The 24945-nt window shown below is 61.0% G+C and carries 23 protein-coding genes and 1 pseudogene; 16 read left to right on the top strand and 8 right to left on the bottom strand.

What is annotated here, in order from left to right:
* Positions 1 to 74: 74 nt before the first annotated feature.
* The gene (locus AABM54_RS22830; protein ID WP_347902217.1) at positions 75 to 530 is read right to left on the bottom strand and encodes a MaoC family dehydratase; all 456 of its coding nucleotides are present in this window, start codon (positions 528 to 530) and stop codon (positions 75 to 77) included.
* Positions 531 to 724: 194 nt separating this feature from the next.
* Between AABM54_RS22830 and AABM54_RS22825 the strand changes: the two genes are divergently transcribed.
* The 3 genes from AABM54_RS22825 to AABM54_RS22815 are packed head-to-tail and all read left to right on the top strand — an operon-like array spanning position 725 to position 2401.
* A complete protein-coding gene (locus tag AABM54_RS22825) occupies positions 725 to 1087 on the top strand; it encodes a CidA/LrgA family protein (RefSeq protein ID WP_347902216.1) in 363 nt (120 codons plus the stop codon).
* On the top strand, positions 1084 to 1800 hold the full coding sequence (locus tag AABM54_RS22820; protein ID WP_347902215.1) for an LrgB family protein: 717 nt from the start codon (positions 1084 to 1086) through the stop codon (positions 1798 to 1800). The genes AABM54_RS22825 and AABM54_RS22820 overlap by 4 nt, the downstream gene beginning before the upstream one ends.
* A gap of 10 nt (positions 1801 to 1810) precedes the next feature.
* The gene (locus tag AABM54_RS22815; protein WP_347902214.1) at positions 1811 to 2401 is read left to right on the top strand and encodes an LON peptidase substrate-binding domain-containing protein; all 591 of its coding nucleotides are present in this window, start codon (positions 1811 to 1813) and stop codon (positions 2399 to 2401) included.
* Positions 2402 to 2417: 16 nt separating this feature from the next.
* Here the strand turns inward: AABM54_RS22815 and AABM54_RS22810 are convergent, their stop codons facing one another.
* The 6 genes from AABM54_RS22810 to AABM54_RS22785 all read right to left on the bottom strand — a co-directional run bounded on the left by AABM54_RS22810 (position 2418) and on the right by AABM54_RS22785 (position 10679).
* Positions 2418 to 3803: a hypothetical protein gene (locus AABM54_RS22810; RefSeq protein ID WP_347902213.1), complete on the bottom strand. Its 1386-nt coding sequence runs from the start codon at positions 3801 to 3803 to the stop codon at positions 2418 to 2420.
* Positions 3712 to 4665: a hypothetical protein gene (locus AABM54_RS22805; protein ID WP_347902212.1), complete on the bottom strand. Its 954-nt coding sequence runs from the start codon at positions 4663 to 4665 to the stop codon at positions 3712 to 3714. Before AABM54_RS22805 ends, AABM54_RS22810 begins: the two co-directional genes overlap by 92 nt.
* A 266-nt stretch (positions 4666 to 4931) precedes the next feature.
* A complete protein-coding gene (locus AABM54_RS22800; protein ID WP_347902211.1) occupies positions 4932 to 7436 on the bottom strand; it encodes a calcium-binding protein in 2505 nt (834 codons plus the stop codon).
* On the bottom strand, positions 7321 to 8349 hold the full coding sequence (locus AABM54_RS22795) for a hypothetical protein (RefSeq protein ID WP_347902210.1): 1029 nt from the start codon (positions 8347 to 8349) through the stop codon (positions 7321 to 7323). The genes AABM54_RS22800 and AABM54_RS22795 overlap by 116 nt, the downstream gene beginning before the upstream one ends.
* 218 nt (positions 8350 to 8567) lie before the next feature.
* A complete protein-coding gene (locus AABM54_RS22790; protein ID WP_347902209.1) occupies positions 8568 to 9884 on the bottom strand; it encodes a bifunctional DedA family/phosphatase PAP2 family protein in 1317 nt (438 codons plus the stop codon).
* A gap of 108 nt (positions 9885 to 9992) precedes the next feature.
* Positions 9993 to 10679 carry a DNA-3-methyladenine glycosylase gene (locus tag AABM54_RS22785; RefSeq protein ID WP_347902208.1) on the bottom strand — a complete coding sequence of 229 codons (687 nt, stop codon included), beginning with the start codon at positions 10677 to 10679 and terminating at the stop codon, positions 9993 to 9995.
* 198 nt (positions 10680 to 10877) lie between these two features.
* Here AABM54_RS22785 and AABM54_RS22780 point away from each other — a divergent pair, with 198 nt between their 5' ends.
* The 13 genes and pseudogenes from AABM54_RS22780 (at position 10878) to AABM54_RS22720 (ending at position 23451) form a co-directional block, all read left to right on the top strand.
* Positions 10878 to 12149 (top strand): glutamate-5-semialdehyde dehydrogenase, encoded by a 1272-nt coding sequence (locus AABM54_RS22780; protein ID WP_347902207.1) that lies wholly within the window; start codon positions 10878 to 10880, stop codon positions 12147 to 12149.
* Positions 12150 to 12183: 34 nt separating this feature from the next.
* Positions 12184 to 12828: a nicotinate-nucleotide adenylyltransferase gene (gene nadD, locus AABM54_RS22775; RefSeq protein WP_347906286.1), complete on the top strand. Its 645-nt coding sequence runs from the start codon at positions 12184 to 12186 to the stop codon at positions 12826 to 12828.
* Between the two features lie 70 nt (positions 12829 to 12898).
* A complete protein-coding gene (gene rsfS, locus AABM54_RS22770) occupies positions 12899 to 13393 on the top strand; it encodes a ribosome silencing factor (protein ID WP_347902206.1) in 495 nt (164 codons plus the stop codon).
* Between the two features lie 9 nt (positions 13394 to 13402).
* Entirely contained in the window at positions 13403 to 13870 is a 468-nt protein-coding gene (gene rlmH / locus AABM54_RS22765) for a 23S rRNA (pseudouridine(1915)-N(3))-methyltransferase RlmH (RefSeq protein ID WP_007937439.1), read from the top strand.
* 10 nt (positions 13871 to 13880) lie between these two features.
* On the top strand, positions 13881 to 15776 hold the full coding sequence (gene mrdA, locus AABM54_RS22760) for a penicillin-binding protein 2 (protein WP_347902205.1): 1896 nt from the start codon (positions 13881 to 13883) through the stop codon (positions 15774 to 15776).
* 31 nt (positions 15777 to 15807) lie between these two features.
* Complete coding sequence (gene rodA / locus AABM54_RS22755) at positions 15808 to 16911, top strand: rod shape-determining protein RodA (RefSeq protein ID WP_347906285.1); 1104 nt, start codon at positions 15808 to 15810, stop codon at positions 16909 to 16911.
* Between the two features lie 17 nt (positions 16912 to 16928).
* Positions 16929 to 17939, top strand: a complete 1011-nt coding sequence (gene mltB, locus AABM54_RS22750; RefSeq protein WP_347902204.1) for a lytic murein transglycosylase B — start codon at positions 16929 to 16931, stop codon at positions 17937 to 17939.
* On the top strand, positions 17939 to 18949 hold the full coding sequence (locus AABM54_RS22745) for a septal ring lytic transglycosylase RlpA family protein (protein ID WP_347902203.1): 1011 nt from the start codon (positions 17939 to 17941) through the stop codon (positions 18947 to 18949). The genes mltB and AABM54_RS22745 overlap by 1 nt, the downstream gene beginning before the upstream one ends.
* A gap of 192 nt (positions 18950 to 19141) precedes the next feature.
* On the top strand, positions 19142 to 20299 hold the full coding sequence (locus AABM54_RS22740; protein WP_347902202.1) for a D-alanyl-D-alanine carboxypeptidase family protein: 1158 nt from the start codon (positions 19142 to 19144) through the stop codon (positions 20297 to 20299).
* 80 nt (positions 20300 to 20379) lie between these two features.
* Complete coding sequence (locus AABM54_RS22735; protein ID WP_347902201.1) at positions 20380 to 20655, top strand: DUF493 domain-containing protein; 276 nt, start codon at positions 20380 to 20382, stop codon at positions 20653 to 20655.
* Positions 20655 to 21302, top strand: a complete 648-nt coding sequence (lipB, locus tag AABM54_RS22730) for a lipoyl(octanoyl) transferase LipB (protein ID WP_347902200.1) — start codon at positions 20655 to 20657, stop codon at positions 21300 to 21302. The genes AABM54_RS22735 and lipB overlap by 1 nt, the downstream gene beginning before the upstream one ends.
* 1 nt (position 21303) lies before the next feature.
* On the top strand, positions 21304 to 22329 hold the full coding sequence (gene lipA / locus AABM54_RS22725; protein WP_347902199.1) for a lipoyl synthase: 1026 nt from the start codon (positions 21304 to 21306) through the stop codon (positions 22327 to 22329).
* Positions 22330 to 22502: 173 nt separating this feature from the next.
* A pseudogene (locus AABM54_RS22720) lies at positions 22503 to 23451 on the top strand (LD-carboxypeptidase).
* Between the two features lie 158 nt (positions 23452 to 23609).
* Here AABM54_RS22720 and AABM54_RS22715 read toward each other — a convergent pair.
* Entirely contained in the window at positions 23610 to 24932 is a 1323-nt protein-coding gene (locus AABM54_RS22715) for a lytic murein transglycosylase (RefSeq protein ID WP_347902198.1), read from the bottom strand.
* Positions 24933 to 24945 lie beyond the last annotated feature (13 nt).

Here is a 24945-nt window from a genome sequence, read left to right as displayed (position 1 = left end):
AGTATGCCGCAGCAAGATGGCTTGTATATAGAGACGCGCGAAACAGCGTGAGCTGTTTCGCAGTCAGGCGTGCTTCAGACGAAGCACAGCGACAATGGTTCAGCGATGTACGCCGGTTTGTCCGAACCTTCGATTTCCAGGGTGGCGGTGGCCTTGAGTAGCCATTGGCCGGGTTTCTTCTCGGTGACCTCGGCCAGGTCGACCTTGAGCCGGACCCGGGAATCGACCTTCACCGGTTGAATAAAGCGCACGCTGTCCAGGCCGTAGTTGACTGCCATCTTCAGGCCTTGCGGCAGGATCAGGATGTCTTCCATCAGCTTGGGGATCAGTGACAGCGACAGGAAACCGTGGGCAATGGTGCCGCCAAACGGGGTCTTCGCCGCCTTGACCGGATCAACGTGGATGAACTGATAATCGCCAGTGGCTTCGGCGAACAGGTTGATGCGGTCCTGATCGATGGTGAGCCATTCGGAACGTCCGAGTTCCTTGCCGACATAATCTTTGAGCTCTGCTACGGGAACATAGGGCATTGAGACTCTCCTTGGGTTCATCGGTTTTATATTTTTGGCTGGGGATGTGACCTCCCCGAACAACCACTTTAGATCATCATGGCAATTTGCTCAGGTCAAGCCTCCATACCGTTGGCGAATACCCTCGCATAGCATGTGCCGTGCTTATAATGCCCGGCCCGTTTGTGCGGGCCGAGTTCTGCTGGAGATGACGGATGTTGTTACGTGGCCTGACCTGGCTGGTGCTGTTTCAATTGCTCGGCACGGCCATCAACCATTTGTTTTTGCCGGTGCTGCCGGGGCCGATTGTCGGCCTGCTGCTGATGCTGGTTTTTCTGATTGTGCGCGGTGAAGTCGGTGAGCCGCTGAGTCAGGCGGCGAGCAGTTTGCTGCGTTATCTGCCGTTGCTGCTGGTACCGCCCGCCGTGGGCGTGATGGTGTATGCCGCCGATATTGCTGCGGATTTCTGGGCCATCGTCGGTGCGCTGGTGCTGTCGCTGGTGCTGTCCATGGCGTTCGCCGGGGTGCTGATGCAGCGTCTGGTCAGGCGCCAGGCACGGCGGGAGGACGGGCAATGATGTTCGACTGGCAGGGCGCCTGGGCGGCGGTGATTCACCATCCGTTGTTCGGCATCGGTATTACCCTGGGCGCATATCAGTTGGTGCTGGCGGCGTTCGAGAAAACCCGCTGGATCTTCCTGCAACCGGTGCTGGTGTCGATGTTGCTGGTGATCGGCGTGCTGCTCGGTTGTGGCCTGAGCTATGCCGAGTACCGCAAGAGCACCGAGATTCTCAGTGTCCTGCTGGGGCCGGCCACGGTCGCCCTCGCGGTGCCGCTGTACCTCAATCTGCGACGGATTCGGCAGTTGTTCTGGCCGATATTTACTACGCTGGTGATAGGCGGCGTAGTGGCCACCGGCATGGGCGTGTTGCTGGGCTGGTGGTTTGGCGCCGAGCACATGATCCTGATGACCATGGCGCCCAAGTCGGTGACGTCGCCGATTGCCATGCTGGTGGCCGAGCAGATCGGCGGTGTAGCGGCGCTGGCGGCAGTGTTCGTGTTGATCACGGGCGTGATCGGGGCGATCTTCGGGCCAAGTCTTCTGACCCGTCTGGGTGTTCATGGCCCTGAGGCGCGGGGCATGGCGCTGGGCATGACGGCCCATGCGGTCGGCACGTCGGTAGCGTTGCAGGAAAGTGAGGAGTGCGGCGCGTTCGCCGCCTTGTCGATGAGTTTGATGGGCGTGGCCACGGCGGTGTTCCTGCCGCTGGCGGTGTCGATGGTGGTTTAAGGAAACCTTTATGAACCTGGCGCTTTTTCCTCTCAATACCGTGCTGTTTCCGGGCTGCATCCTCGATTTGCAGATCTTCGAGGCGCGCTACCTGGACATGATCGGCCGCTGCATGAAGCAGGGGGCAGGCTTTGGCGTGGTGTGCATCCTCGATGGCGACGAGGTCGGCATCGCCCCCGAGGGTTATGCACTGGTGGGGTGCGAGGCCTTGATCACCGATTTCAAACAGCAGGACAACGGCCTGCTGGGCATTCGTGTCCAGGGCGGGCGCCGCTTCAACGTGCTGCGCACCGAAGTGCAGCGTGACCAGTTGACGGTCGCCGATGTCGAGTGGCTTGAAGACGAACCCGAACAACCCTTGCAGGAGGAAGACGCCGACCTGCTCGCCTTGCTCAAGGCCCTGGCCGAACATCCGATGGTCGAAGCCCTGAATATGGGCACCGAAGCCACCGGCCAGCAATCGCTGGCCAATCAACTTGCGTATTTATTGCCGTTTTCCGAGCTGGACAAGATTGATCTGCTGCAACTGGATGATCCGCAGCAACGCCTGGATGCGATCCAGGCGTTGCTCGACGAGTTGCAAGGCGAGTTGTTCGCCTAGTGCGGGTCAGCCGCGATCAGTTGCTGGCTGGCACGCTCAGGTCGGGGGCAAAAGTAACGTCATTGGAGAACACGTCTTTGCCGGCGGGAAAGTTGAGCACCGGTTTGTTTGCCGCCGCGACCTGATCAATCAGGTCGTCGTATTCATTCAGGTTGTGCGCGCCGGCCCATGTTCGCTCTTCGATACTGTCAGCCTCGCCCCTGGAGGAGTGGTCGGCATGATCATAGGATTGCGAATAGAGGTCGTTGACTCGCGCGGCACGGGTAAAAGTCGAGTTCACCAGCCAGATCCGGTCTGCGCTGAAGCCCCGGCTGGACATTGAAATATGCCCTTCCAGATCATCGTCGGGAAACCAGGTGTTGCCTCCGGTTTTTTTTGACTCATTGAGCGCGTCCCTGTTGAGCTGATAGTTTTCACGGGCCGGGACGATCTCGATGTTGCGGGTGTCGAACAGGTAACAAAAGGCTATGTTCTGGTTGCGTCTTTTCGGGTAATAGTCCTTCTCCATGATCCGTCCCAATTCGACATCCGAGCCACTGGCGCTGTTCTCGGAATCGCCGTCAGCGTCCGAAGCACTGTCACTTGAGTCTGTAACGCGCGATTGGGTGCTGTTCAAGTCGCCGGGGTATTTGTGGTACTGGGTGTCGTACAGAAGCTCTTCAATCCCGGATTGCTTGCCGAAATGATGAATGTACTGTTGCGCGTCGCTCAGGCTGAAGGTTGCGCTTACGGCCCTTTGGGTTGTTGAGCCTTCGCCCAGGTTTGCGCGCGGGAGCATATGACCGTCCCGGGAAAACTCGAAAGGTGTACGGTCATCGCCCCTGAACATGGCTGGAATATCGGTTCGGTACAAACAGTTGTGTTTGTTGCGTTTGTACCCGGCGTAGGCCAGTAAACCCTCAAGATAGGGGCGGGTGTAGCGGGTGTTGAAATCCGTAAAGCCCTGTCCGCTGTTTCGCAGGCTCAGGATTTCAGGCAGCAACTCTTCATAGGCATCGTCGAACCGGTGCGTGTTTGCCTCGTCCATGGATGATTGCTTATGGTTTTCAGCCCACGGCGGGATGCCTCCGTCGGGCTCTATCTCGGCGATCAGGCGCGTTAGCTGCCGGTTCGACAAGTTGTAAGGTTTAATCGACGCCGTCACTTCGTCCAGGGTTGGCGGGCCTTTGTCCGTGTGTGTTCGGGCTTGAAGTTGTACAACCAGTTGCTTTCTCGATTCGGCGTTTTGACGAGCCGTCTCGAGGTAGGTGAGGGCTGGTGCCGTCTCGCCGGTCGGTTGTGCCTCTGTCAGGCGGGGGTGCTTCGCAGAGCTACTGGGCCCGGGTTGCTGATCGCTCGATGTGCGTTTGCGGGCTTCTCTCTGTTGAGCGGTATTCCAATTGATGTCCACTTTGTCGAGCATCGCCAACAATTGCGCGGACGAATGGTTGTGCGGCGCCATTAGCCTGGCAAACGCTTCCTCGCTCTCCTGAGGGAATAGCCAGCGCCGGAGTTCGTGGAGCAGGTGGGGTGTGCTTCGTCGGTTCAACCGAGGTTCGGCCCCATTGTGGTTTCTTGCCGGTCAGGGCGACCTCGGCGCGAAATCGGCTGATATCCCCCCCCTGCAAATCATAAAAATCCCAGATGTCACGGTCAGTCCAGGCGGGTAGCTGCTGCGCTGGCTGGTCGATCGGACGGCCGGTCGGTTCGACGCTGACAAATTTTCCATCGATATCCGGGAATGCCAGTTGAGTCTCGGGGCCGACGGATTGATCCGCGTCCCTTTTTCTGTGCATCACCACATACCCCTGGAGGTTGGTTGCCTGCGGGTTCCAGACGTAGTGCGCAATGTCGATGTAGGTGCGCTGGCCGACAGGTTGACCTCGGTGCGCAACTGATGGGTTCATCGTGGAATTGGCGGGCTGCGGCTCGGCATTGAGGGTGTCTGTGGGGGATGCCAGGCGCCAGGTTTGGCCGTCGGCATTCAGCCGCAAGGCTGGCCCTGAGGCTGTTCGTTCGTGGCGCAGCTTTGCCCGGTACAACCCCGCCGCAGTGTCGAAGTCCACATGAACCGTACCACCAGACTGAAGGTCGGCGTACCGGCGTTGCGCATGGATTCTGAACCCGTCGCCGTCGGGTGCCGGCAGGAAGGTGGATGAGTGCGTGGACAGATGGAATGCCTGGAGCGGGTTCGTCCCTGTAGCGGATGCCGACGGCAGGGCAGTGGCAGCATCCCGAACGTTTAACGGTGGCAATGTCGGGAGTGCCGTTTCCGTCCTGGGCACGCTCACTTCCGGTAGCAAGGGGATGTATGTCGTAGAGTCAGGCGAGGTGCCACTTTGTACGCCCGGGCGAACGATTGAGGGGGCTCCCGCCGCGTGCAATGGCGGCAGCGTCAATGCTGGTGGCTCAGGCGCGGTGAATTTTGGTGGAGAAGTTACCGGTGGTTTTGGCGCCATGCTGGATTCCTTTCCAGTGGTTGAATGAGGGTGGTCGATGTGGCCGTTGGTTTTGAAGATTGATCAATGTCGGGACGGTTGCGTGGCGTGGTTCATGGCTCGACAGTGTCGGGTGCGGGGGGCATTGGCACGATGTAAACGTCTGTGGCATCCAGCGTTCTTGACCAGTCGCCTTCGACCGTCAGGTTCTGGGTCGTACCGTCGTAGTACAGGGCAGCGGCTTTGCCGTCATTCAGGCGCAAGTGCCGCAGGGGTAACAGTTCGGCCATGGGCGCGTTGGTGCGTTGATGCTGCCTGAGCTCCGACAGCAGGGCTTCGGGACTGGCATAAGCGCGCCCCTCGACCTGCGCCCAATACACCAGGCCAAACGCCAGGTCGATGTCGTATCGATGCCCGGAAGAGGTAAAGATGTGGAGGGTTTCCAGCGCAACATCAGGATCGTCAACGTCGGGTAACAGCACGTTGATGTTGCCGATCCGTAGTTGCGAGTCCGTCAGGCGGATGTGTGGGTGCTCGATCTGCTCGCTCAGGTGCTGGGTGTGGATGTTCCAGTGGGAGGCATTGGAGGTCTTCGACGCGGCACCAGGGGTTGAGAGCCTGAGCAGGGTGTCCGCTGCCGGGTAAATGTCGTAGGTCGAGGCCTGCCCTTGCAGGAGGTAAATCGCCGATTGAGGGACCGGGTCGATATCCACGCGTTGCGCCTGTGTACCGAGCACGATGGCGCGGTAATACGCCGGTTGTGCCAGCAGGTATTTGCCGGCGCGATATCCCAGCGAGCGACGTGCCTCGACACGTTTTCTGCCTGGGTGTCGATGGTCATCGACGTAGGAGTGTTCAGGTGTCTTGAGTCGAAAGGATTCGCCGTCACGCATGATCAGGATGAAACCGTGATTGAGCATCATCCCCGATGCTCTCAGGCTGCCACCGACATGGGTTCCCACGCTCGAACGATTGCGCGCCAGGTGCTTGAAGGTCAGCTGCTTCTGATCGGTGAAACGCAGCGTCAGGTCGACGTCGTGGTAGTTCAGATAGTCGAAGTTGCCCACGCGGGTCGAGGTGACGGTGTAGCCAGCGTCCACCGCTTCGATTTCGTGACTGTCGTAGCCCACATGGAGGGTGCTGGTGAGGGTGTCGTTTTCACCCTGAACGTTCAGTACGGTCGAAGGTTGATGACGACAGAGGAAGTAGCTGGCGTCAGGCGTGGCGGGAATTGAGTACTCACCCCCCTTCAACGGAGGGGGCGCCGGTTTTGCCGGACCGGCCTTCAGAATGATCACGTTGATGGCGGTTGTGCCGTGGCCATCCAGGTGTTGCGGTAAATCAGCTTTGAGCGAGTAGCCGTCACGGGTGACGAAGAGCAATTTGTCGTTCTTCAGTTCTCGCTTATCGGCCAGTTGTCGATACACGCCGCGGATCGTCACGCAGGTTTGCGGCAGTTCTCCGTCAGGGCCGTGCAACGCGGTCATCACCAGCGCAGTGCCGTCGATGTGCCAGGTCTGAATGCGCTCGAACGCCCAGCCCATTTCTATCAGGCTTTCGTCCTGACCGTCCTCGGTGATCGTGGTCGTGCCCGTTGCGTCGGCGATGGTATATCGGTCGATGCCGGCCTCGCCGTTGACGTGGCAATCGAAGCCCCGGACATGGAGCTGATCGTCGCCCGCGCCGGCATTGGTACGCTCGTCGGTCCCCCGCAACACAATCCGGTTGGCTTGCGCAGAGCCGGTCACATGGCTGGAGGCCCCGGCCAGGGTTTCGACATTTTCGATTGATTCAAGGGTCACGGGAGTGCGATCAGGGTTGGCGCGCAAACTCAGCGTGCCGTTTTCCAGATCAATGTGGAAGCCCCGGCGAGCGGTGTCTTGCGAGGCGTTCCCCAGCAGTTGCAGCGTGTCACTTCCAGCACCGCCATGCAGGTGGCTGTCAGCGCCGTTTTTCGTGTCGAGCAGGCTGTCGGCAGACTGAAAGATGAACTGATCGTCCTTGTCCCCACCGGTGAACTGCTTCCCGCCCGCGCCGTAGAGGAAGTAGTTGGGTTTGTCCTTGACCCCGACAACACGGTCGTTCCCACCGCCCAGTTGCCAGAAAATGGCCTTGTCCTGGGCCGTTGTGCCGGTAATGACGCCGGGGATAGCGTCCAGGCCCTGGCGGGCGTCGTAAACGTCATCCGTTTCCTTCACGACCGGTTCTTTGACGTCGGTGTAAGGGCGCTCGCCTGCGGCGGCGTCCCATTCAAGTTTCCAGTGCTTGGCCGGTTGCAACTCGATCTGATAGTTGCCCAGGACCACCGCTTCGACGCTGTCCTTCAACTCGCCATCGAGCCAGCCTCTCGCGGCCTGGGTGAGTCGTTGGCGGTAGTTGGCATCGGTGCGGGCGATCAGGTAACGATCCATGACATCGGTGTCCAGCGCTTGCCCGGTGAACGCGAACCAGCCCGACCGCCAGCGTTCATGAGTACTCAGGGCGATGTAATCGTCAATGTCGTCAACCTGACGGGCGGCGCCATAGATTCGTGCGCCCAGAATCAGCAGGGCTCCGGCGACGAGGGCCGACCGGGCCGGCAGCGCCGAAACCGGCCAGTGCCGCCGTTCCCAGTGCAAGGCTCAGGCCCGCGCTGGTCAAACTCAGCGCCCCGTTGAAGTACAGATCCTGGGCGGTTTTGCCCGTCGCGGTGGCGGCATCGTTGAAGGATTTGATCGCAGTGTAGAGGTCGAAGGGCAGGGTGATGGCGCTGGCAATCAGGCCGGTGCTGCGCGCCAGCCACTTACCAGCGCTGGTCGCGGAAAACCCTTTGAACACCTGTGCACCGTTTTGAATCATGACGTGACCAGTCTTCTCCAGTCCGCGCTCGACTAGCAATGAGGACATTTCTGCAAACACGCCACTTGCATTGATGGATGCATCAAGCGTGTCGTCTTTTTTCAAGGCATCGACGGTTCCCATGATGCCGCTGTAGATACCATAAGCCTGCATCCCGACGCCCATGCTGGTCATGCTGCGGCTTTTAAGCCTATCGACCCAGTCCGGCAGGTTTTCCGAGAGGATGGGTGGGCTCAATGACAATTGTTGGGCCGAGTCCAGAAGGCTGCCGAGCTTGTACACAGGCGACGGCAACTCTGGCGATACCGTGAGCAGCAGAGACTGGGCGCTGGGGGCGCGTCGGGTGGCGAGTTCGAACAGCACACCCGCAAGTTGCTCGTTGTGTGACGCACGCGCCTGAACACTGACCGGATCCAACTGCAGCGAGTTGATGAAGTTCTGGTCGGGGGACGGCGCCGGAGTGTCGTGTGTGCTGACGGGGCGCCCGTTGATTCTGGCGCCCATTTCATACAGCTCCACCCGGCTGATCGTGAATTCACCAATGCGCAGGGGGCCGAACTGGCTGTCCTGGGTTTCCAGTCGATGACGGCGACCTGATGTTGTCGAGACGTCCTTGGCCGCAAGGCCACTGATGTTGGAGACGCGAATGTGTTCAGGTATTGCCCCTTGGTGGGGGCTTGAGGGTGTCGACATAGAGAGCGTCCGTTCTTTCTGAAGGATGATGTGGGCACGCTCCGAGTATTCGGAGCTTCAGGAAGAAGGATGTTAATGAAGGGGGGGGCGGGGGGGCGGTACATAGGTATACCGATGTGTCCCGGTATTTGCTTTGCAGGGCTTACTGTTAAATGGGTTGGGAACCCCTGCCAGCGTTGGCGGGCAGGGATTTTCAGGCCTGTTTTGCAACAGCGGGATCAGTACGCGTATCGCAACATCGCATGGGGCAAGTGCCGGAGTGCGAACAGTGCAAACAATGCGCCCAATGTCGGCAGTACCCACCACCAGACCCTGGGTGGTAGCGCGTTGAGTGGACCCTGGCGCTGATTCAGCCACAGGCTGGCGGCGCACACGCAGGCGGCGAGCATGGCCCCGGCCAGCACATCGGTGGGCCAGTGAGCGCCCAGATACACCCGCGACAGGGCAATGGCCGCCGCCGGCAAGCAGCCGAGCAGCAGCCACGTCAGGCGCATGCGCGGTGGCTGGCCCCGGCCGGCAAGCACCGCCAGGGTCAGGAACAACGCAAACGAACCGGAGGCATGACCGCTGGGCATGCTGTAGCTGGTCAGCGGGTCGCTCAAGACTTCCGGGCGCACGCGGGCGAACAGGTGCTTGGTCGCCGTGTTCGCCAGCGCGGTGACCAGCAACGTGCTGCCCGCGAAGATCATGTGTCGCCATTGCTTCGTGACCAGCAGCAGGATCGTCAGCGCTGCGCTGATCACCAGCATGTTGCGGAACTCGCCAAGCTGGGTCACGCCAACGGCGATTTCATCAAGCATCGGGCTGCGATGCTCCTGCACCAGCGTCATCAGGCCCTGGTCAAGGGCACTCAAGTGCGGATAACCGAGAAACAGCCCGGTCAGAATCGCCAGGCTCAGGCCGGCAATCAATAGCGTGGCCTTGCGGTGCTGTCGCAGGCTGCTATTGATGCTCAAGCCGATCAACACGGCAAGGCTGCCGACCACGACACCTGCCTGCGGCCAGAAACCTTCGGGCAACGGCAGGCGGATGGCCGCGCCGGTGGCCCAGCCCGGCAACAGATACGCCACCGACCAACCGGCGCCGGCCAGCAGGCTCACGGCAAAGAAGCGCGGGAACGGCATGTCGAACATCCCTGCGACCATCGGCAGCATTGGCCGCAACGGGCCGATAAAGCGCCCGACCAGCAGGCTGGCAATCCCGTAGCGCTGGAAATAGGCTTCGGCGCTGCCAATCCATTCAGGGTGGTGGCGCAAGCCCGGCAAGCGTCGGATGTTCTGGTGGAAGTGTCGCCCGAGAAAGTACGACACCACGTCGCCGAGTACGCCGCCCAGAAAACCCAAAAGCAGGGTTTCACCCAGCGACAGCGCGCCGCTGCCGGCCAGTACCGCGACGGCAAACAACAACACCGTGCCCGGTACGATCAGCCCGGCGATTGCCAGGCATTCGACGCAAGCCACGATGAATACCGCGGCTGCCAGCCATTGCGGGTTGACCGTCAACCAACCGGTCACGCTATCGAGCCATGGGCCCATACATGCAACTCCATCAAATGTTCATTAGTCCCAAGGGACGACCGCAATCTTCAAAACACCACACATTGACTGTGGGAGTGGGCCTGCTTCCACAATGGATCTCAATACTCAGGGAGACACAAAATAGTCGCGTCCTTCGACCTGACCACGGCGCAAAGGGTTGCGCGTGCAGAAGGGCGCATAGGTACTGTCGACGAAGCGGTACATCAGGTGTTCGTCGCGTCCGTGAGGGATGCCCAGGCGAGTAGTCTGGATGATATGGGTCGGTGGCGTGCCAACGTCTTCGACAAACAGCACTTCATGGTCGAAGCGTTTGGCGTCCCAGGTCGGGACCTTGAGGCCCAGCGCCTTGCACAGCAGCGTCTGGCCGGCGCAGAGTTTCTGCGAGGGGCGGGGGCGCCCGGCGGCATCGGGATTGTTCAGCAGCATTTGCGCCAGGCTGGCCGGGCCGGACAGCTCGTCGACCCACGGATAAGCCGATTTGATCAGCACCGCGTTGCCAGGCCCCTGGGCGCTGAAGTTCAGCGAATCACCGCCACGAGCGTAGTACATATAGATGTGGCCGCCATCCAGAAACAAAGCCTTACGCTTTTCTGTGTAGCCGAGGGAGGCGTGGCTGCCTTTTTCTTCGCAGTAATAGGCTTCGGTCTCGATGATTCGCGCCGACAGCCACAGATCCCCCACTCGGTGGCGGATCACTTTGCCCAGCAGTTCACGGGCAAGGCGCTGGGCATCACGGTCGAAAAAACGGTCGGGCAGGGCTTTTGGCAGCTTCGCGGTGGTCAGGATGGACATGGGGTGTCAGCGTCATGAGGCCAAACAGACCTGAATGATAACAACTCCAGTCTTAATCGAGGCTGAACGTCGACGGACCCCGACTATTTGCGGTCCATTTTGACCATCCGCCCGTCACTGCTGTTAGTCGGGAGACGCGACAGCTATAATCTGCCGCTTTACTCTTTTCCAAAATCTTAGCAAAGATCTCACCAGACCATGACTGAGTCCGTTCTTGACTACATGACCCGCCTGGGTCGCGCTGCCCGCGAAGCTTCCCGCGTCATCGGCCGTGCCAGCACTGCGCAGAAAAACCGCGCCCTGCTGGCCGCCGCCAGCGCGCTGGACGCTGCTCGCGTCGAGTTGGCCGCCGCCAATGAACTGGACCTGGCCGCTGGCCGGGCCAATGGTCTTGAGCCGGCAATGCTCGAACGTCTGGCCCTGACCCCCGCACGCATCGACGGCATGATCGTCGGTTTGCGTCAGGTGGCGGCGCTGCCAGACCCGGTCGGTGCGATCCGCGACATGAGTTACCGGCCGTCGGGTATCCAGGTCGGCAAGATGCGCGTGCCGCTGGGCGTGGTCGGGATCATCTATGAGTCGCGGCCGAACGTGACCATCGACGCCGCGAGCCTGTGCCTGAAGTCGGGCAACGCGACCATCCTGCGTGGCGGTTCCGAAGCCATTCATTCCAACCGGGCCATCGCCGTGTGCATTCAGCGCGGTCTGGCCGAGGCCGGGTTGCCGGCCGCCGTGGTGCAGGTCGTCGAAGTGACGGACCGTGCCGCCGTTGGCGCGCTGATCACTATGCCCGAGTACGTCGACGTGATCGTACCGCGCGGCGGCAAGGGCCTGATCGAACGGGTCAGCCGCGACGCTCGCGTGCCGGTCATCAAGCACCTGGACGGCATCTGCCACGTGTATGTCAGTGCCCACGCCGAACTGCCGAAGGCCCAGCGCATCGCGTTCAACGCCAAGACTTACCGTTACGGCATCTGCGGCGCGATGGAAACCCTGCTGGTCGATCAGGCGGTTGCCAGGGACTTCCTGCCGGCAATGGCCGAACAGTTCCGCGAAAAAGGCGTTGAACTGCGTGGCTGCGAGCGGACCCGGGCGATCATCGACGCCGTGGCCGCAACCGAAGAAGACTGGAACACCGAGTACCTGGCGCCGATTCTCTCGATCCTTGTGGTCGACGGGCTGGACCAGGCCATTGAGCACATCAACCATTACGGCTCCCATCACACCGACTCGATCGTCACCGAACACCAGGGCGAAGCCCGGCGTTTCGTGGCTGAAGTCGATTCCAGTTCGGTGATGATCAACACCCCGACCTGCTTCGCCGATGGCTTTGAATACGGATTGGGTGCCGAGATTGGCATTTCTACTGATAAGCTGCACGCCCGCGGACCGGTGGGCCTCGAAGGTCTGACCTGCGAGAAGTACATCGTGGTCGGTGATGGCCAGTTGCGCGGCCAGGAGCCGGTCTGACTTGGGCGATCTCGACCCGTCAGCCGCAGTGATCGTGCCCCGGCGCATTGGCGTGCTGGGTGGAACCTTCGATCCGGTGCACGTCGGCCACTTGCGTGGTGCGCTGGAAGTGGCCGAATCGCTGGCCCTCGATGAGTTGCGCCTGATGCCCAGTGCTCGGCCGCCTCATCGGGACACGCCGCAGGTGTCGGCGCTGGATCGACTGGCGATGGTCGAATGTGCGGTGGCCGGAGTGGCGCCGTTGGTGGTGGACGACCGCGAACTCAAGCGCGACAAGCCGTCCTACACCATTGATACCCTGGAGCTGATGCGTGCCGAGTGGGCCGCTGAAACCCAGGTTTTTCTGCTTTTGGGCTGGGACGCATTTTGCGGCCTGCCCACTTGGCACCGCTGGGAAGAGTTGCTCCAGCATTGCCACATCCTGGTGCTGCAACGCCCGGATGCCGACAGCGAACCGCCGGATGCCTTGCGCAACCTGTTGGCGGCGCGCTCGGTGAGCGACCCGTTGGCCCTTAAAGGGCCGAGCGGACAGATTGCATTCGTCTGGCAGACGCCGCTCGCGGTATCCGCCACCCAGATCCGTCAACTGCTGGCCAGCGGTAAGTCGGTACGTTTCCTGGTGCCCGACGCGGTCCTGGCCTACATCGATGCGCACGGTCTGTACCGTGCGTCGAACTGAAACGGAGTGCTTCAAGGCACGAATCAACGTGTATTGAAGCGCCCGAACATATGAGCAAAACGAGTTTTATATGACTGACAAAGACGTATCTAAAGTAAAGCGCAAAGGCACGTTCAAGAGCGCCCCGCTGCCGGAAAAAGTGCTCAGCGGCGAGCCCCTCAAAGGCCAGGCGCTGGTTGATGTGGCGGTAGCCGCCCTGGAAGATGTGAAGGCTCAGGACGTGCTGGTCATCGATGTCCGTGACAAGCAAAGCATCACTGACTACATGATTATCGCCACCGGTACCTCCAACCGCCAGATCGGCGCGATGCTGGATAAGGTTCGCGAAGCGGTCAAGGCCCTGGGCGTCAAGCCGTTGGGTGAAGAAGGCAAGGGCGACAGCGACTGGGTATTGCTGGACATGGACGAAGTGATCGTCCACATGATGACGTCCAATGCTCGCCAGTTCTACGACCTGGAGCGTTTGTGGCAGGGCGCCGAACAGAGCCGTGCCAGCAGCGCTGCTCACCACAGCCCGGAAAACACTCACGAGCATTTCATCAAGCTCAACAAAGACCAGGAATAAGGAACGGCTGTGCGCCTGCGTCTGATCGCCGTCGGTTCCCGCATGCCCAAATGGGTGGAAGAAGGCTGGCATGAATATGCCAAGCGTCTGCCATCCGAGCTGGCGCTGGAACTGGTGGAAATACCGCTCAATACCCGTGGCAAGAACGCTGATGTGGCGCGCTTCATCCGTCAGGAAGGCGAAGCCATGCTGGCCAAAGTCGGCCCGAACGAGCGCGTTGTCACCCTCGAAGTGCACGGCAAGCCCTGGAGCACCGAGCAGCTTGCGGTCGAACTGGACCGCTGGCGGCTGGATTCGCGCACGGTGAACTTCATGGTCGGCGGCCCCGAGGGGCTGGCGCCGGAAGTCTGTGCGCGGGCGGATCAGCGTTGGTCGCTGTCGCCTTTGACCTTGCCGCACCCGCTGGTGCGGATTTTGATCGGCGAACAGCTGTATCGCGCCTGGACAGTGCTGTCCGGGCACCCTTATCACAAGTAATAGCCCTTAAATGTCCCAGCCGATCCGCATCAAGGACCACGAGAAAGACGCCCGTCTGGTGCGCGGCCGGGTCGTGTTCGGGGCAATTACGGTTGTCACGCTGATCGGCGTGCTGATCGCGCGGTTGTATTTCCTTCAGGTGATTCAGTACGAGTACCACTCGACCCTGTCGGAAAACAACCGCGTCCATGTACAGCCGATTCCGCCGACGCGCGGCTTGATCTTCGACCGCAATGGCGTGGTGGTGGCCGATAACCGGCCCAGCTTCAGCCTGAGCATGACCCGCGAGCGTTCCGGCGACTGGAAACAAGTGCTCGACGTGATCGTTGAGGTGCTTCAGCTCACACCTGAAGACCGGGTGCTGTTCGAGAAACGCATGAAGCAGGGGCGCCGGCCATTCGAGCCGGTGCCGATCCTGTTCGAGCTGACCGAAGAGCAGATCGCCCGGATCGCGGTGAACCAGTTCCGGTTGCCGGGGGTTGAAGTGGTCGCGCAGTTGGTGCGTCATTACCCGCAGGGCGCGCACTTTGCGCACTCGGTCGGGTACATGGGGCGGATCAACGAAAAAGAGCTCAAGTCCCTCGATCCGGTCAACTACAGCGGTACCCACCATATCGGCAAGACCGGCATCGAGCGTTTCTACGAGCCGCAATTGCACGGTCAGGTCGGCTACGAAGAAGTCGAGACCAACGCCCGGGGCCGCGTATTGCGCGTGCTCAAGCGTACCGATCCGATTCCCGGCAAGGACATCGTCCTGAGCCTGGACATCAAATTGCAGGAAGCCGCCGAAGCTGCACTGGGCGGCCGTCGTGGCGCCGTGGTGGCGCTGGACCCCAATACCGGCGAAGTGCTGGCAATGGTCAGCCAGCCGAGCTTCGACCCGAACCTGTTCGTCACCGGCATCAGCTTCAAGGCGTACGCCGAGTTGCGTGATTCCATCGACCGGCCGCTGTTCAACCGCGTGTTGCGCGGTCTGTACCCGCCGGGTTCGACCATCAAGCCCGCCGTGGCGATTGCCGGGCTGGACTCGGGTGTGGTGACCGCATCGAGCCGGGTTTTCGACCCTGGCTATTACATGCTGCCCAACTACGATCACAAATACCGTAACTGGAACCGCACCGGCGACGGCTATGTGGACCTGGACACGGCGATCATGCGTTCCAACGACACCTACTTCTATGACCTGGCGCACAAGCTGGGCATCGACCGGTTGTCGACGTACATGGGCAAGTTCGGCATCGGCCAGAAGGTCTCGCTGGACATGTTCGAAGAGTCGCCGGGGCTGATGCCGTCCCGCGAGTGGAAACGCGCCACCCGCCGTCAGGCCTGGTTCCCGGGTGAAACCCTGATTCTGGGGATCGGCCAGGGCTACATGCAGTCCACGCCGCTGCAACTGGCCCAGGCCACCGCGCTGGTGGCGAACAAGGGCAAATGGAATCGGCCGCACCTGGCCAAGACCATCGAAGGCGAGAAACCGGTGGATGAAAACCCGATACCGGACATCGTCCTGCGCGACCCGTCGGACTGGACCAAGGTCAACCATGGCATGCAGCAAGTGATGCACGGTGCCCGAGGCACCGCCCGTAAAGCGGCCATCGGCGCGCAATACCGGATCGCCGGCAAGTCGGGTACGGCCCAGGTCGTCGCGATCAAGCAGGGCGAGAAGTACGACCGCTCCAAGGTTCAGGAACGCCACCGCGACCACGCCTTGTTCGTCGGTTTTGCACCGGCCGATAACCCGAAAATTACCGTGGCGGTGATGGTCGAGAACGGTGAATCCGGTTCCGGCGTCGCCGCGCCGGTGGTGCGTCAAATCATGGATGCCTGGCTCCTGGACCAGGACGGCCGACTCAAACCCGAGTACGCCAGCCCTATCAGCGCGGAGGCTACGGCCCGTGAAGAGTAACTTTGATCGCATCCTCTCCAGCGAGGATGTGATGCGTCGCCGCGCGACACTGTTGCAGCGCATGCACATTGATGGTCCGTTGTTGATCCTGCTGCTGATCCTCGCAGCGGGTAGCTTGTTTGTGCTGTATTCGGCCAGCGGCAAGAGCTGGGACCTGCTGGCCAAACAGGCGACGTCTTTTGGTATCGGCCTGGTCTCGATGATTGTCATCGCCCAGTTCGAACCGCGGTTCATGGCCCGCTGGGTGCCGCTGGGCTACGTCTTCGGCGTGGTGTTGCTGGTGGTGGTGGACATCATGGGCCACAACGCCATGGGCGCCACGCGCTGGATCAACATCCCGGGGGTGATTCGATTCCAGCCTTCGGAGTTCATGAAAATCATCATGCCGGCGACCATCGCCTGGTATCTGGCCAAGCGCAGCCTGCCTCCGCAGCTCAAGCACGTGGGGGTCAGCCTGATCCTGATCGGCATTCCGTTCATTCTGATCGTGCGCCAGCCTGACCTCGGTACATCGCTGCTGATCCTGGCGGGCGGTGCGTTCGTGCTGTTCATGGGCGGGCTGCGCTGGCGCTGGATCCTCAGCGTGATTGCCGCCGCCGTGCCCGTGGCCATCGCCATGTGGTTCTTCATCATGCACGACTACCAGAAGCAGCGAATCCTGACGTTCCTCGACCCGGAGAGCGATCCGCTGGGCACTGGCTGGAACATCATTCAGTCCAAGGCCGCCATCGGCTCCGGCGGGGTGTTCGGCAAGGGCTGGCTGCTCGGCACCCAGTCGCACCTGGACTTCCTGCCTGAAAGCCACACCGACTTCATCATCGCGGTGATGGGCGAAGAGTTCGGCCTGGTGGGCATTTGTGCCTTGCTGTTGATTTACCTGTTGTTGATTGGTCGTGGCCTGGTGATTACCGCCCAGGCGCAGACGTTGTTCGGCAAATTGCTGGCCGGCGCGCTGACCATGACGTTTTTTGTTTACGTTTTCGTCAACATCGGTATGGTCAGTGGCCTGTTGCCGGTTGTGGGGGTGCCGTTGCCGTTCATTAGCTACGGAGGAACTTCGCTGGTGACGCTGCTGTCAGCGTTTGGGGTTTTGATGTCGATCCATACCCATCGTAAGTGGATCGCGCAGGTTTGAATAAGGTGAAGATTTCAATGCACGTAATGCGTGGCTGGGCGACTCGATACGCTCCGTGGGTCGGCCTGGTAGGCATCCTGGGGGCGGCGCAGGAAGCGCTGGCCGGCGATTATGAAGGCTCGCCCCAAGTGGCCGAGTTCGTCGGTGAAATGACCCGCGACTACGGTTTTGCCGGTGAACAGCTGATGGGCGTGTTCCGCGAAGCCGAGCGCAAGCAGTCGATCCTCGACGCCATCTCCCGGCCTGCCGAGCGGGTCAAGCAGTGGAAGGAATACCGGCCCATGTTCCTCACCGACGCGCGAGTCGCTCGCGGTGTGGATTTCTGGCGTCAGCACGAAGCCGTGCTGGCCCGTGCCGAGCAGGAATACGGCGTACCGGCCCAGGTGATCGTCTCGATCATCGGCGTTGAAACCTTTTTCGGCCGCAATACCGGCAATTATCGGGTGATCGACGCGCTCTCCACGCTGGGCTTCGACTATCCTCCTCGTGCCGAGTTCTTCCGCAAGGAATTGCGCGAGTTCCTGCTGCTGGCCCGCGAAGAGCAGGTCGACCCGCTGACGCTTAAAGGCTCGTACGCCGGCGCCATGGGGCTGCCGCAGTTCATGCCGAGCAGTTTTCGCGCCTACGCGGTGGATTTTGACGGCGATGGCCACATCAATATCTGGACCAACGCGGACGATGCCATTGGCAGCGTCGCCAGCTACTTCAAGCGTCACGGCTGGGAGGCCGGGTTGCCTGTGGTCAGCCGCGCCGATGTTCGCGGCGACCGGGTCGACGAAGGTTTGACCACGGGCATCGAACCGACGAAAACCGTCGGGGAGTTGCGAGCCCTGGGTTGGTCGAGTCATGATGCGCTGCGCGACGATATGCCCGTCACCGCATTCCGCCTGGAAGGTGACAATGGCCCTGAATACTGGATGGGCCTGAAGAATTTTTACGCGATTACGCGTTATAACCGCAGCGTGATGTACGCCATGGCTGTACATCAGTTGTCTGAAATGCTGGTCCAAGCACGGGGCGTCAAGTAATGCTGGCATCGCCAATCCGCAAACCCCTGAAGCTGGTGGCTTTCGCCGCGTTGTCGTTGCTCGTGGTCAGTTGTTCGACCAGTCGCGCCCCCCAGCAAAAATCCACCGCAGGCGTACGCGCCATGCCGGGCCTGGACATCAACCGGGCCCACAAGGATGGCGCGCCGTGGTGGGACGTCGATGTTTCGCGCATCCCGGATGCCACCCCGACCCTGCACACCGGCGCTTATAAAGCCAACCCGTACACCGTGCTGGGCAAGACGTATTTCCCGATGCAAGAGTCCAAGACCTACGTGGCTTCGGGCACTGCGTCCTGGTACGGCACCAAGTTCCATGGCCAGAACACTGCCAACGGCGAAGTCTATGACCTGTACGGCATGAGTGCCGCGCACAAGACCCTGCCGTTGCCGAGTTACGTTCGGGTGACCAACCTGGACAACAATCGCACGGTGATCCTGCGGGTCAACGACCGTGGGCCGTTCTATTCGGACCGCATCATCGACTTGTCCTATGCGGCGGCCAAGAAACTCGGTTACGCCGAGACCGGCACCGCGCGGGTCAAGGTAGAAGGCATCGACCCACAGACATGGTGGGCCCAGAAAGGTCGCCCGGCACCGTTGATGCTTAACGAGCCACAGGTCGCGCAAAACGCCGCGCCGGTGATCACCGCATCGACCGGCACCGTCGAGCAATGGACGCCACCGCCGCAGCAACACGCCGCGGCCATCGTGCCCGTGCAGATGGATGCAAAAAAAAACGCTTCTGTACCAGCCTCTGGCCAGTATCTGCAGGTGGGCGCGTTCGCCAACCCGGACGCTGCAGAGCTCCTGAGATCGAAGCTCAGCGGGATGGTGAGCGCTCCGGTGTTCATCAGCTCGATCGTGCGCAATCAACAGACGTTGCACCGGGTTCGCCTGGGGCCAATCGGTTCGCAGGGTGAAATCCAGCAAGTGCAGAACAGCGTGCGCCTGGCCAATCTCGGTTCGCCGAGCCTGGTCACCGCCGAGTAAGTAATACCTGATTCAAGGTTCGCTTGCGGTTTGGGGGGGGAACCTGGTTGTTGGCTCGTCGAACAACAAAAACCCGGCAAGGGTCAGAGAGTGAACAACTGAACACGCGACAACCCGCAGGCTCCATGCCTGCATGGCTGTCTGATTAGTTTTGCCCGTAGGGCAGTTTCCATTAGCGATTTCGAGAGACGGATGAACATCACCACCTTTGCCAAACGCCTGTGCCTGCTAGTCCCGCTGCTCCTCTCGCCTGCCGCTTTCGCGGTCGAGATGATGCCGTCTGCCCCACAACTGGCCGCCAAAGCCTATGTGCTCATGGACGCCAGCAGCGGTAACGTGCTGGTCGAGAACAACGGTGACCAGCGCCTGCCACCGGCCAGCCTGACCAAGCTGATGACCGCGTACATCGCGACCCTGGAAATCCGTCGCGGCCAGATCGGCGAGAACGACCCGGTTACCGTCAGCGAAAACGCCTGGCGTACTGGCGGCTCGCGGATGTTCATCAAGGTCGGCTCGCAGGTGACCGTCAGCGACCTGTTGCACGGCATCATCATTCAGTCGGGTAACGACGCCAGTGTTGCGCTCTCCGAGCACATCGCCGGCAGCGAAGACGCCTTCGCCGACGTCATGAACAAGACCGTTACCGATCTGGGCATGACCAACAGCCACTTCATGAACCCGACCGGTCTGCCGAACCCTGAGCACTACTCGTCGGCTCACGACATGGCCGTACTGGCTCGCGCGATCATCCACGAAGACCCGGCTCACTATGCGATCTACTCGCAGAAAGAGTTCTTCTGGAACGGCATCAAGCAACCGAACCGCAACCTGCTGTTGTGGCGTGACAAGACCGTTGACGGTCTGAAAACCGGTCACACCGACGAAGCCGGCTACTGCATGGTGTCCTCGGCCGTACGTGATGGCATGCGCCTGATCGCCGTGGTGTTTGGCACCAACAGCGAATCCGCTCGTGCTGCCGAAACCCAGAAACTGCTGACCTACGGTTTCCGCTTCTTCGAAACCCAGACCTTCTACCAGAAGGGCGCAGAACTGGCCCAGGCTCCAGTCTGGAAAGGCACCACTAACCAGGTCAAGGCTGGCCTGGCTGAAGACCTGACCATGACCCTGCCAAAAGGCCAGCTGAAAAAGCTCGCTGCCAGCATGACCATGAACCCGCAACTGGTCGCGCCGATCGCCAAGGGCGACGTGATTGGTAAAGTCGAAGTGAAACTGGACGACAAAGTGGTGCACAGCGCCAACCTGATCGCTCTGGACTCGGTCGACGAAGGTGGTATCTTCCGCCGCATGTGGGATAGCATCCGTCTATTCTTCTTCGGCTTGTTCAACTGATATTGTCGACCTGCATGCCCCTCTCCCTGATGTAGGGTTGGGGGCATGTCCGTCGCCACGGCTTACGAGGCCGTTACGCCATGACAGACACAGAAGTAAAGGCGCCAAAGATCGAATTCCCTTGCGCGGATTACCCAATCAAGGTGATCGGCGACACCGGCGTGGGTTTCAAGGACACGATCATCGCGATCCTCGAGAAGCATGCCACCGTAGACCATAAGACCCTGGCCGAGCGTCAGAGTACCAATGGCAAGTACACGACCATCCAGTTGCACATCATCGCCACCGGTCAAGAACAGCTGTACGACATCAACAGCGAGTTGCGAGCGACCGGTTTCGTACACATGGTGCTGTGATGTCCGCTCCGCTCGGCTTTCGCGAGCTCGGCCAGATGGCTTACGAGCCGGTCTGGCAGGCCATGCAACGGTTTACCAACGAACGCGGCAGTACGGCCCCCGATGAAATCTGGCTGGTCGAGCACCTGCCGGTGTTCACTCAGGGGCAGGCTGGCAAGGCCGAGCACTTGCTGCTGCCCGGCGACATCCCGGTGGTGCAGGCCGACCGCGGCGGTCAAGTGACCTACCACGGCCCCGGCCAGTTGGTCGCCTACCTGCTGCTGGATGTGCGCAAACTGGGGTTCGGTGTGCGTGACCTGGTCAGCCGCATGGAACAGTGCCTGATCGAGTTGCTGGCCAGTTACGGCGTTACCGCCGTGGCCAAGCCCGACGCGCCGGGCGTGTATGTCGACGGGGCGAAAATCGCTTCGCTGGGTCTGCGGATCCGCCACGGTTGCTCCTTTCATGGCCTGGCCCTGAACGTGGATATGGACCTGGAGCCGTTCCGACGGATTAATCCCTGTGGCTACGCCGGGCTGGCAATGACCCAGCTGCGTGATCACACCGGGCCGATTGAATTTGCCGAGGTAAGTGCCCGGCTGCGTGCGCAGCTCGTCAAACACCTCGACTATGCTGAGCAGACGACCCTAACGGGCGGAATCGACTGATATGACTACTGCGCAAGACGCTGTGCAAACCCTGATCCCGACGCTGGATATCTCCGAGCGCGCGCCCCGTCCGAAAGTTGAGGCGGGCGTCAAGCTGCGGGGCGCCGAGAAGGTTGCGCGCATTCCGGTGAAGATCATTCCGACCACCGAGTTGCCGAAGAAACCCGACTGGATTCGCGTGCGTATTCCGGTTTCCCCGGAAGTCGACCGCATCAAGGCCTTGCTGCGCAAACACAAGCTGCACAGCGTCTGCGAAGAGGCGTCCTGCCCGAACCTGGGCGAATGCTTCTCCGGTGGCACCGCGACCTTCATGATCATGGGCGACATCTGCACCCGTCGCTGCCCGTTCTGCGACGTGGGCCACGGTCGTCCGAAGCCACTGGACGTCAACGAACCGGAAAGCCTGGCCATCGCCATCGCTGACCTGCGCCTGAAGTACGTGGTGATCACCTCGGTTGACCGAGACGACCTGCGTGATGGCGGTGCCCAGCACTTTGCCGACTGCATCCGCGAAATCCGCAAGCTGTCGCCGAACGTACAGCTCGAAACCCTGGTCCCGGACTACCGTGGCCGCATGGATGTAGCGCTGGAAATCACCGCGGCCGAGCCACCGGATGTGTTCAACCACAACCTGGAAACCGTGCCGCGCCTGTACAAGGCTGCGCGTCCGGGCTCCGATTACCAGTGGTCGCTGACCCTGCTGCAACGCTTCAAGCAGATGATGCCGCACATTCCGACCAAGTCCGGCTTGATGCTGGGCCTGGGCGAAACCGATGAAGAAGTGATCGAAGTCATGAAGCGCATGCGCGAACACGACATCGACATGCTGACCCTGGGCCAGTACCTGCAACCGTCGCGCAGCCACTTGCCGGTGCAGCGTTTCGTGCACCCGGACACCTTCGCCTGGTTCGCCGAGGAAGGTTACAAGATGGGCTTCAAGAACGTCGCGTCGGGCCCGCTGGTGCGTTCCTCGTACCACGCCGATGAACAGGCGAAACTGGTCAAGGCCGAGTTGATGTCGTCCTGACCCGCAATGCCCGCAAGGTTTACACCTTGCGGGCATTTTTGTGTCCCGGCGCTGACTTCGGTGCTACGTCACCTTCAGTCTTTTCCTGCACCCCGTGGGACGGCTGACCCTCTTCTGTTTGCAAACAATCCCGTCTACTGTGCGTTGATATCTTTACGCAGGGAGAATCATGGATGAGCGCTCGTTCGCCTCACCTAATTAGTGAACACACCCCGGTTCCGGCATTGCCCGTCGAAGGACGGATTGGCGTCATTGCCCCCGCAGGGGCCGGCACCACTGGACACCGAAAAGGCCTTTCAGTGGATGCGTGCTCGCGGTTACTCGCTGAAGATTTTCCCAGGGGTGGCAGAGAGTGACGGCTACCTGGCGGGCAGCGACGAGGTGCGCCTCAAGGATCTGCACGATGCTTTTGCCGACCCGGCAATCGACGCCATTCTCTGCCTTCGCGGCGGTTATGGCAGCCCGAGGTTGCTCGACCGGATAGATTTTGACCTGCTGAGACGCAACGCCAAGCCGTTTGTCGGCTACAGCGACATCACCGCGCTGCATCTGGCCATCAGCCGTTATGCGGGGTTCGTGACCTTCCATGGGCCGATGCTCAACGCCGACCTGCTGGGCGACAAACAGCAACCGACCGAGTCGGCGATGTTCAGCCTGCTCAGAGGCCAGCTCAAGACCGCAAGCCTGCTCGCGCACCCGGTGGCCTACCCCTTGACCACGATTGAGCCAGGCATCGCTCGTGGACGGTTGATCGGCGGTAACCTGTCGATGATTGCCGCGACCTTGGGCACGCCCTTCGAAATCGATGCCGACGGGGGCATTCTGTTCATCGAGGATGTAAACGAGCCGCTCTACCGCATCGACCGGTTGCTGACGCATCTGCGCCTGGCAGGCAAATTGAGCCCGTTGCGGGGTGTGCTGGTGGGAGATGTGGCGGGGGTGGACGCGGACGCGTTGGCGCGGCTGCTCAAGCAAACCTTTGAACCGTACTGCATTCCCGTACTGGCCGGTTGGCGCAGCGGTCATTGCGACCCGAACCTGACGCTGCCCATGGGCGCATTGGTGCGGCTGGATGCGGGGAACAAGGAATTGGTGCTGGAGCAGGATGTGGTCGTTCGCTAGGCGCGTGGCTTTTGTGGCGAGGGAGCTTGCTCCCGCTCGGCTGCGAAGCAGTCGTCGTTCGGTCAACGGGCTCTTGCAGGTACTGCGCATTTACCCAATTGGAGGTGCTTCGCACCTCAGCGGGAGCAAGCTCCCTCGCCACAGATTGAGGCCGAGCCTCAGCGGTTACGAAGGCCTTCGAGCAGCTTGTGCGTCGGATAGCCATCCGCCGGCCAGCCAAACGACTGCTGGGCGCTGCGAATCGCTTTGCGGGTGTTGGCGCCAATGATGCCGTCGGCAGTCCCGGCGTCGTACTGATGGGCGCTCAGCAGGTTCTGCAGTTCAATCCGTTCACTGCGGCTCAGCGGCAGGTCATCCTTCGGCCATTCGCCGTTGATCAGGCCGGCACCGCTGAAGCGTTGCGACAACAGGCTCACGGCCAACGCATAGGACGACGAGTTGTTGTACTTGAGAATGGCGCGGAAGTTGTCGAGGACCAGGAACGCCGGGCCGCGATAGCCTGCGGGTAACAGCAGGGCGGCGGACAGGTGTTCGGAGCCGGCCGGTACGTTGGCACCGTTGGGCAGGGTCAGGCCCAGTTGCATCCACTCGGCAACCGTTCTGCGGGTTGCGCCGTCGGCCAGCGAATAATCGAAACCTTTCGCCAGTTGCACCTCAAACCCCCACGGTTGTCCACGCTGCCAGCCTGAGCTTTGCAGGTAGTGTGCGGTGGACGCGAGGGCGTCGGCCGGGCTGCCCCAGATGTCACGTCGACCATCGCCATCGAAGTCCACGGCATGGGTGTTGTAGGTGGTCGGGATGAACTGGGTCTGGCCCATGGCGCCTGCCCAGGAGCCGAGCATCTTCTCGGGCTCGATATCACCTTGTTGCAGGATTTGCAGGGCGGCCAGCAATTGGGCGTGGGCGAAGCCCGGGCGGCGACCTTCGTAGGCCAGGGTTGCCAGCGAGCGGATCACCGACTTGTTGCCCTGGAACTGGCCAAAGTTGCTTTCCATGCCCCAGACCGACACGAGCGCCTGACGATCCACGCCATAACGTTGCTCGATGCTTTGCAGGGTGTCGGCGTATTGATTGATCAGCGCCTGACCTTTACGCACACGCACGGGCGACAAGGCGCCATCGAGGTATTCCCACACCGGGCGGGAGAATTCAGGCTGGCTGCGGTCGGCCTTGATGACGCTCATGTCCGGCGATACGTCGGCGAAGGCGCGGTCGAACAGTTCGGCACGGATACCGGCGGCCAGGGCGTCCTTGCGGAAACCTGACTGCCATTCGGCGAAGGTCTGGGTCGGCTGGATCTCCAGGTTTTCGCCTGCTGGCACCACCGGGGGAATCACGGCGGGTGCGGGGACGGCAGGAACGGTCTGAAGGGGTTGGGCGTCGGCGGCGGTCGGTTTTTCCGCACAGGCAACCAGCAGAACAAGGCTTGCGGCAGTCATCAATTGGCGCAGGTGCCAACGGCGGGAGTTACAAAAGGGCATGCACGGGTCCAGA

The sequence above is a fragment of the Pseudomonas purpurea genome (genome assembly GCF_039908635.1).
In the GTDB taxonomy this organism is placed as follows: Bacteria; Pseudomonadota; Gammaproteobacteria; order Pseudomonadales; family Pseudomonadaceae; genus Aquipseudomonas; species Aquipseudomonas purpurea.
The sequence above is the reverse complement of the archived record's forward strand: the minus strand, read 5'-3'. Positions and strand labels throughout refer to the sequence as shown.